Source organism: Cedecea sp. P7760 (genome assembly GCF_013386425.1).
Lineage (GTDB): Bacteria > Pseudomonadota > Gammaproteobacteria > Enterobacterales > Enterobacteriaceae > Cedecea > Cedecea selenatireducens.
This window is the reverse complement of sequence record NZ_JACARU010000085.1, coordinates 1-5796: the sequence shown is the minus strand read 5'-3', so window position 1 is coordinate 5796 and position 5796 is coordinate 1. Positions and strand designations below refer to the sequence as shown.

Below are 5796 nucleotides of genomic sequence, written 5' to 3'. Positions count from 1 at the left end.
TATTTGGCCGGGAGTCCGGGTTCTTAGGGGAGTGACGGTGACTCCCCTAAGACGTTCACCGGTACGGGAGCTACAGAAAACACTGGACAGGAAGTGAACGGAATCTTTATCCAGCGCCACATAATTGTGGCTATTAATGATTAATAGGCAATGCGCCAGGTGAAGCTAAATCACAACACATCCTCCAGCACCCAAACGCTGACGCTTCCACCGTTACAGGCAAAGGTTGCGCTCCCGCTTTTATCGGTATGCACCGTTTCTTCGCGGTTACCCAGGTAATCACGCCAGTTTTTTTCGCCGAAGTTTTCGCCTAATGTGACGGTTTTCTCGCCGTCATCACCGTTGGACATGATAACCACGCAGCCCGGCGCTTCTGCCGTGCCGCTGCGGCTAAAGCCAATGCAGTTAGGGTGATCGAACCACAAAGTCTGCACGCCGTGGGCAAAGCGCTCCCTGGCATGAATCAGGTCATCCAGTTGCTCAATGACCGGCATGTCGATGTGGTAGTTCTGGCCGTCTCCGCCTTCATCGTCGTAGCTCGCGCCGAACAGGTCAGGGTAGAACACCGACGGCACGCCGTTTTCACGCAGCAGGATCAGCGCATAGGCCAGCGGCTTAAACCAGGCCTCTACGGGGGCCTCAAGCGCCTGTAGCGGCTGCGTGTCGTGGTTAGCCACCAGCGTGACGGCGTGGAACGGATCGGCTTCAACCAGCGTACCGGTGAAAATCTGGCTCATGTCATAGTCGCGGCCAAGCCTCGATGCCTCATGGAATTTCATCTGCAGCGGGGCATCAAACAGCATCGTTTTGCCCTCGACCTGAGATATGTATTCCTGCAGTTTGTCCACTTCATGTGACCAGTATTCGGCCACGATAAACAGCGGCTGTTCCGCCACCTGCTGGACGTGCTCAATCCACTCTTTGTAAAACCAGGCGGGGATGTGTTTGACCGCATCCAGCCGGAAGCCGTTGCAGTGTGTTTGCTCCATGACCCAGCGTGCCCAGTACTTTAGCTCTTCGGTCACCGCGTGGTTGCGAAAGTCGATATTTTCGCCCATCAGGTAGTCGAAATTGCCCAGCTCGTCGTCAACCTGGTCGTTCCAGCCTTCGCCGGTGTAGTCGTTGATGATTTTAAAAATGCCGTCTTCGTCGGGGTTTTCAATGTGGTCTACGCCGTTAAAGCATTTGTAGTCCCAGATAAACTGCGAGTATTGCCCTGCGCGGGCGGGGAAGGTGTAGCGCGTCCAGGCCTCACATTCTATGACCTCCGGCGAGATGTCGTTGCGGTTGTCTTCGTTGACCCTGTTGACGCGGATCCGCTCTTTTTCATCGGCGCCCATTTTGTGGTTGACGACGACGTCCAGCAGCACAGAGATATTGTTGTCCCGAAGGGCGTTTATCGCCGACAGCAGCTGGGTTTTATCCCCATACTTGGTAGGCACGCTGCCTTTTTGGTCGAATTCGCCGAGGTCGAAAAGATCGTAGCAGTCGTAGCCCACCGAATAGCCGCCAGCGCTGCCTTTATAGGCGGGAGGGAGCCAGACCATGTTGATGCCGATGTCGCTGAGGCTGGCCGCACGGTCTGCGACTTCTGACCAAAGCGTTCCGTCGCCGGGGGAATACCAGTGGAAAAACTGTAACAGGGTGGGGTTAGTCATCTCGTCCGTGCTCCAGAAGTCATTTAGCTGACCTCTGGAGTATGGAATAAGAAACGTGATTCAGCAGGTTTACTGATTCAAATCGCTCGGCATCAGGACGTTGCCGGAAAGAAATCCGTAGGTATTGTTCAGCGACTTTTGACGACCGCTTTGGTCAATAAGATCTCGTAACTCATTAAGCCTGCTATGAAGCAGCGTTTTGATCTGATTTTCATTAGTGAGAATCATATCGAGTAACGCCTTTGCTTCTTCCTGGCTTCTGTTGCTGGCCTGAGCGATGGGATTATTAGCAATCGCCTCCACCAGCTGTACGTACTTTACTTCTTGTTCAATCAACTCATCCCACTTTCCAGAATGAGCAAGGTCAAGCATGGTTTGACTGAGGGCATGAAGGGCATACCACTCATTTAGGGATGAGATGAAATCATTCATCAGATAGCATCCTGAAATGTAGAGGAAGAGGGGCCGATTTGTTTCCATGCATCTGCAATATTGGCGAGCAATTGCTCTACTTCGCTGATTGCGTCGGCATCATTACGCAAGTTAGCGTGCAGGAGACGCCGCACCATATAGTCATAAAGATTCGCAAGGTTACCGGGAAGTTCCCCTCCGATATCCATATTCAGACCTGCTTTTAGTCCGTTATCAATGATGTTAATGGCTTTGGAGAGCGCCTCTCCCTTTTGTGGCATTTGCCCCTGTTCCAGAAACAGGCGGGCTCGTACAAGGGCACTGAGTGCCCCGTCGAACAGCATGACCACGAGCTGGTGTGGACTGGCACTCATAACGGCGCTTTCCAGACCGACCTGTTGATAGGCTTGTACACCAGAACTCTTGTACATATTACATCCTTAACTTTTGTTGAACTGCTGCGCCAGGTAGTTCCCCGTATTGGTCATCTGGCTGACGAGGTTTGCCAGGGAAGTAAACTGAGCCTTATAGCGAGCCATGGTGGCGTCGATACTGTCGCTCATATCCTGTTTACGATCTGCTACAGTTTTCAATGTTGAGGTCAGGCCATCCTGCGCGTTTTTAATAACCCCGGCGTTGATGGAACTGGTGCTCAGCATGTTGTTCAGTTTGGTGTCCAGCTGGGTTGCAAAACCGGTGGTTTTGCCGTCACCCACGAAGTAGTTGATCACGCCCTGTGGGTTATCACTCAGCGCTTTAGTCAGCTTGGCGTCATCCACTTTCAGCGCGCTGGAGCCATCAGGTGCCAGCACCGGATCCTGGCTAATCCCTAGCTGCGCCATAATGCTGAAATCGCCGCCCTGAACCTGCGTCAGCATGCTGCGAATATCTGCCTGAATACCGCGAACGGTGCTGTCGCCGACCAGCGCGCCGTTGCTGCTATCCTGTGCCGCACCCGGCGTCACTTTCACGTACTTGGTGACGGTCGCAATCGTTGACTGCAGGGTGTTGTAGGCTTTTACCCAATCATTAATGACTTTTTTGCTGGCATCGGTTGTGCGCGTCACGCTCAGCGTTTCGTCGGCGGTGCTTTTTGCTTTCAGGTTCAGGGTTACGCCTGGCATAGCATCGCTAATGGTATTGCTCTGACGCTCAATCACCACGCCGTTTACCGAGACTTTGGCATTTTGCGACGGCGTTTGCTCGCTCAACGCGCCAGATTTGGTGGCAGAGTTGTAGCCAATCACGCCCTGTAGCTGGTCGTCACCGGTGACGGTCACGGTCATATCCGAATTAGCGCCGGTGCTCTTGGATGTGAGCATCAGGCGGTAATCACCATCGGTGGCTTTAACGACAGAGGCTGAAACATTACCGTTGGCCCCATTAATCGCTTTTGCAATGCCGTTTAACGAGGTGTCACTGTCGGAAAGCGTCACGTTTAACGGGGTCGTCGTCCCTGGCTGCGTGATGGTAAGCGTACGCGTTCCGCCCGTCGTCGCCCCTTGCGGTGCAGTGTTGCTGGCGATACTGCCGGACATTAATACCTGGCCTTTCGCCAGCTGCTGTACGTTAACCGTGTAGTCAGAAAGAATGGCATCGCTGGTCGTCGTGGCACTGAATGCAGTATTCGTGCTGCTCACGGACGTTGCCAGCAGGGCACCGCTTTTGGTCAGCGCTGCCGTCGCCGTTTCCAGACCAGATATCGCCGTTTTTAATTGACCAAAGGCACTAAACTGAGCTTGATAAGTTTTGGTCTGCGTATCAAAAATGGTTAATTTTGTCTGCTCTGCCGTATAAAGCTTATCGTAAGTGTCCTGGAGGTTCAGGGTCGTGCCTGCTCCAAGGCTAGAGATCGATGCCATTGATGTCTTCCTTTAAGTCGCTGGTAGTTTCATTAACTTATCGGCTGACTCGGTGAAAAGTTTACAGCCAGGTAAAAAAAATAATCAGCCGAATAGCAGGCCGTGGATCGGCCTTATATGACGATTGTCGGAAAAGACGCCTTCATTAATAGCGTGGCTGATGGGCTTCAGTGCCGCAAAGATATATTTTCGAACGGGCAATAAACGCATTATAAAAGTGTAGGTAAGGTGAGGTCAGGAACCAACGGTAAAATTAATTTCCTTTGAATTCAACAAATTGAATTTTTTTTATCATTAAATCTAAAGTTGGAACAGAGGGCGTCGATAACCTTGTTGACGGTGAGAGACGCCGTGAGTGTTAGGCACCGAACCTAAACCCAATTTTTAAGGAATTAATACTATGTCCGTAATCAATACTAACCTGCTGTCCCTGACTACTCAGAACAACCTGAGCAAATCTCAGTCTTCACTGGGTACCGCTATCGAGCGTCTGTCTTCCGGTATGCGTATCAACAGCGCGAAAGACGATGCTGCTGGTCAGGCGATTGCCAACCGTATGACTTCCCAGGTTAAGGGTATGACTCAGGCGGCTCGTAACGCTAACGACGGTATCTCTCTGGTTCAGACCGCTGAAGGTAACCTGAACGAGATCAACACCAACTTACAGCGTATCCGTGAACTGTCCCTGCAGGCTGCTACCGATACCAACGGCACCACTGACCTGAAATCCATCCAGACTGAAATCACCCAGCGTCTGTCTGAAATCGACCGTATCTCTGGCGGTGCTTCTTTCAACGGAAAAAACCTGCTGGACGGTTCTGTATCTACTGGTCTGAACATCCAGGTTGGCGCTAACACCACCTCTAACGATACCATCGTTATCGGCAGCGACTCTCTGATCAACGCCTCTTCCGCTAGCCTGAGCGCTGGCCTGAGCACCGCGATCACCGACCACTCAACTGCACAGGCTGTTGTTTCTGCTGCTGATGCTGCTATCGCGAAAATCGATACCGCACGTTCTAACATGGGTGCGATTCAGAACCGTTTCGAATCCACTATCAACAACCTGAACAACTCCATCACCAACCTGTCTGCTGCTCAGTCCCGTATCCAGGACGCTGACTACGCGACCGAAGTATCCAACATGAGCCGTGCGCAGATCCTGCAGCAGGCTGGTACTTCCGTACTGTCTCAGGCAAACCAGGTTCCACAGGCAATGCTGTCCCTGCTGCGTTAATTTCGCAGGCCGCTACAAGAAAGGTTGCTGGAAACAGCAGCCTTTTTTTGTTTTTGTCGAAAATAGCGGGCAGCAGGGCTTTTTTAATATGAAGGATAAGGCGTTAATTTCGGTTTTGTTCAGCGCATTATGCCTACTGCTCGAGTGCTAGCATCAGACAATCACCCGTCTGGCAAAATAGTGCAATCTAAAGGACAGTTATGAACAGTTTCTCCCGCACTCGGGCCCTGCATCAATATTACCGCGATCTGTTTACCCGTGCGATTCACCTGCCTGAAGCCGATGCTTTACCCGCGTGGCTGGTGACGGAAGTCCTGAATTTTGCCAATTCTGATTTTGCCGCTCTCGAAGATAAATTAAACCAGGCACAGACCGGACTTAACCCAGAAAAAGACAGAGCGCTCAAGCTGATGATGGGGGCGATTATTCTGGGTAATGCGGCGCTCTACAAACGGCCTGGAGAAAAGTCTACGGCGGTTGAAGCGGCGAATGTTGAAAAAATAACGCAATTTATCGTTGAGGCACTGAAGCTCGACGGGAATAAAAACTATCTGGTTGCAGCCATTCAAATTCTATTTCGTATTAATGAAATCAATTCTACCGTTTTCCTGGTAATGGTGCCAACTTA

At 51.4% G+C, this 5796-nt stretch carries 5 protein-coding genes and 1 pseudogene; 2 read left to right on the top strand and 4 right to left on the bottom strand.

The annotated features are described in order from the left end of the window. Positions 1 to 170: 170 nt before the first annotated feature. The 4 genes from amyA to fliD all read right to left on the bottom strand — a co-directional run bounded on the left by amyA (position 171) and on the right by fliD (position 3931). Positions 171 to 1658, bottom strand: a complete 1488-nt coding sequence (amyA, locus tag HX778_RS23355) for an alpha-amylase (protein ID WP_176983190.1) — start codon at positions 1656 to 1658, stop codon at positions 171 to 173. A 69-nt stretch (positions 1659 to 1727) separates the two neighbouring features. Beyond that, positions 1728 to 2090 carry a flagella biosynthesis regulatory protein FliT gene (fliT, locus tag HX778_RS23350; RefSeq protein WP_038481641.1) on the bottom strand — a complete coding sequence of 121 codons (363 nt, stop codon included), beginning with the start codon at positions 2088 to 2090 and terminating at the stop codon, positions 1728 to 1730. Continuing rightward, positions 2090 to 2500, bottom strand: coding sequence for a flagellar export chaperone FliS (gene fliS / locus HX778_RS23345; protein WP_038481644.1), 411 nt, complete (start codon positions 2498 to 2500; stop codon positions 2090 to 2092). The genes fliT and fliS overlap by 1 nt, the downstream gene beginning before the upstream one ends. 9 nt (positions 2501 to 2509) lie before the next feature. Next, on the bottom strand, positions 2510 to 3931 hold the full coding sequence (fliD, locus tag HX778_RS23340; RefSeq protein WP_255483498.1) for a flagellar filament capping protein FliD: 1422 nt from the start codon (positions 3929 to 3931) through the stop codon (positions 2510 to 2512). A gap of 400 nt (positions 3932 to 4331) precedes the next feature. Between fliD and HX778_RS23335 the strand changes: the two genes are divergently transcribed. Both HX778_RS23335 and HX778_RS23330 read left to right on the top strand, forming a co-directional pair. Beyond that, positions 4332 to 5168, top strand: a complete 837-nt coding sequence (locus HX778_RS23335; RefSeq protein WP_176983189.1) for a flagellin — start codon at positions 4332 to 4334, stop codon at positions 5166 to 5168. A 200-nt stretch (positions 5169 to 5368) separates the two neighbouring features. Continuing rightward, positions 5369 to 5796, top strand: a pseudogene (locus tag HX778_RS23330) (hypothetical protein); the annotation flags it as partial.